Annotated in this window: 1 protein-coding gene and 2 pseudogenes; all 3 read right to left on the bottom strand. The window is 59.8% G+C overall.

Annotation, left to right across the window (positions count from 1 at the left end; genetic code table 11):
• Positions 1–180 (bottom strand): annotated as a pseudogene (locus VF629_RS10445) (porphobilinogen synthase); the annotation flags it as partial.
• Between the two features lie 166 nt (positions 181–346).
• Positions 347–1,516, bottom strand: a complete 1,170-nt coding sequence (locus tag VF629_RS10450; RefSeq protein WP_331058424.1) for a transglutaminase domain-containing protein — start codon at positions 1,514–1,516, stop codon at positions 347–349.
• A 140-nt stretch (positions 1,517–1,656) separates the two neighbouring features.
• A pseudogene (locus VF629_RS10455) lies at positions 1,657–1,846 on the bottom strand (porphobilinogen synthase); the annotation flags it as partial.

The raw sequence follows: 1,846 nt of genomic DNA on the forward strand, positions 1-1,846 counted from the left end.
TTTCACGGCATGAATCACGTCCAGGTAGCTCAGGGCGGGCTTCACCATCACCATGTCGGCGCCTTCGGCTTCGTCGAGGGCCAGTTCGCGCAGGGCCTCGCGCTTGTTGGCGGGGTTCATCTGGTAGCTCTTTTTGTCGCCTTTTTTCGGGGCCGAATCCAGCGCATCGCGGAACGGGCCTCGTTTGGATAGTCGGCCGACCATTGGAAGTTGCCACTGGCCTGCATCAGCGGCACCACCCGCCGCACCAAGGCAAGGATGGCGGGCACATCGGAAAGGGCAGCGCGCCGGGTGGTGAGCACGGGTGATTGGGATTTATGGGTGGAAAACAACTCCGGCGTATGTGTTAGCGCGTTAATGAGCCAGTTGCTGCAGGGTTGCCAAACAGCATGAGCCGTAAAATTTTATTGGTTTGCTGGTAGCGCTCGACGAAAGCTTGCCCATCGTGCAGCTTGGTTTCGAGCTGTTGCAAAGAGGCCAGAAATTCGTTCAGTGAGGCTTGCTGCGCTGGAATTACGGGCTGGGCCGTTGCAAGCAAAGCACGCGCCCGCCTTAGGTCAGTTGCCATCGGCACCAGCAATTGCCGCAACTCCTGGTCAGTTTTGTGTGGCAAAAATTGACGGTTAAAAAATGTGATGAACCTATTGAACTCCTCACTGCCCTCATTAAATGCCTGAACGGCGTTGTTGAAAGCAGTGACGAATTGGTCGGATTCCTTGCGGCGTGTGTTCAGCAGGAAATTATACGTTAGGTCGTTCTTCACGCCGTTTTGCTCAACCCGACGAGTGGTGGCCCGCAGCTGCTGCTCGGGGCTTTGCCGGGCGTATGCCGCCACCGAATCGGCAAAGGCGAATGGTGCGCTGGCTGGCGTTGGTCGGGTTCCTTGCTGAAACTGCAGCGGCGTGCGCGGCGCCGACAGCAGCTGCCACAGCGGGTCGAAGGGCATGTGGGTTTCGATGAACACGGCCGGAGCCACCCGGAAATGTTGGGCATTAAAACGAAACACAAACTTTTCGCTTTCAACGCGACCAGCAGCCCAGGTGGGGTCCATCAGGTACCACTGTCCGGCTATGCGGCTGGCGCACCACGCGTGGCCCAGTGGGTCGCGTAGGCTGGTATAGCCGGGCACCACGTAGGTCGTCACCCCAACCTGGTTGGCTACGGCACTAAATAAGTCGGCGTACTGCTGGCACACCCCGCGGCGGTTGTCCAGCGTTTTCTGCACTTGGTCGGGGTTTTCCTGCTGGAGATTCAGCATGTACATGTTTTCCACGTCATAGCGAATGTTGTGCGCTACCCACACAAAAGCGGCCCGCGCCCGGTCGCCTTCCGACGCAAACGAACCCGTAATGAAACGCGCTAGCCCGCCCACCGTCCGCGCCGACGAGTCCGGCACCTGCCGCATCCGGGCGTCCACGGCTTGGTACGGGGCCGGGGGCGCCGGGCGAGGCTTGGGCTTGGTGTCCTGAGCCCAGGCAGCCGGGCCCAAGCCGGCCCAAGTCAGTATCCCCAGCAAGAGGCAACGGAAATAATTCAACGGTACGCGCACGGTAGCAATAACTCTGGAAAGGAAACCCACCAACAAAAATGGGCAAATCCGGTGGCATTACCCACCCGATTTGCCCAGCGTTGCAAAGCCAAAACCGGCCGCCGGCTTTATCCGCGGCGCAGCACCGCCGCAGCTTCCTTGGCGAAATACGTCAGAATGGCGTCGGCCCCGGCGCGCTTGATGCTGGTGAGCACTTCCATCATGGTTTTTTCGCCGTCGAGCCAGCCGTTTTGCGCGGCTGCTTTCACCATGGCGTACTCGCCGCTCACGTTGTAGGCCGTCACGGGCAGGTGCGTG

The organism is Hymenobacter sp. (assembly GCF_036388155.1).
GTDB lineage: Bacteria > Bacteroidota > Bacteroidia > Cytophagales > Hymenobacteraceae > Hymenobacter.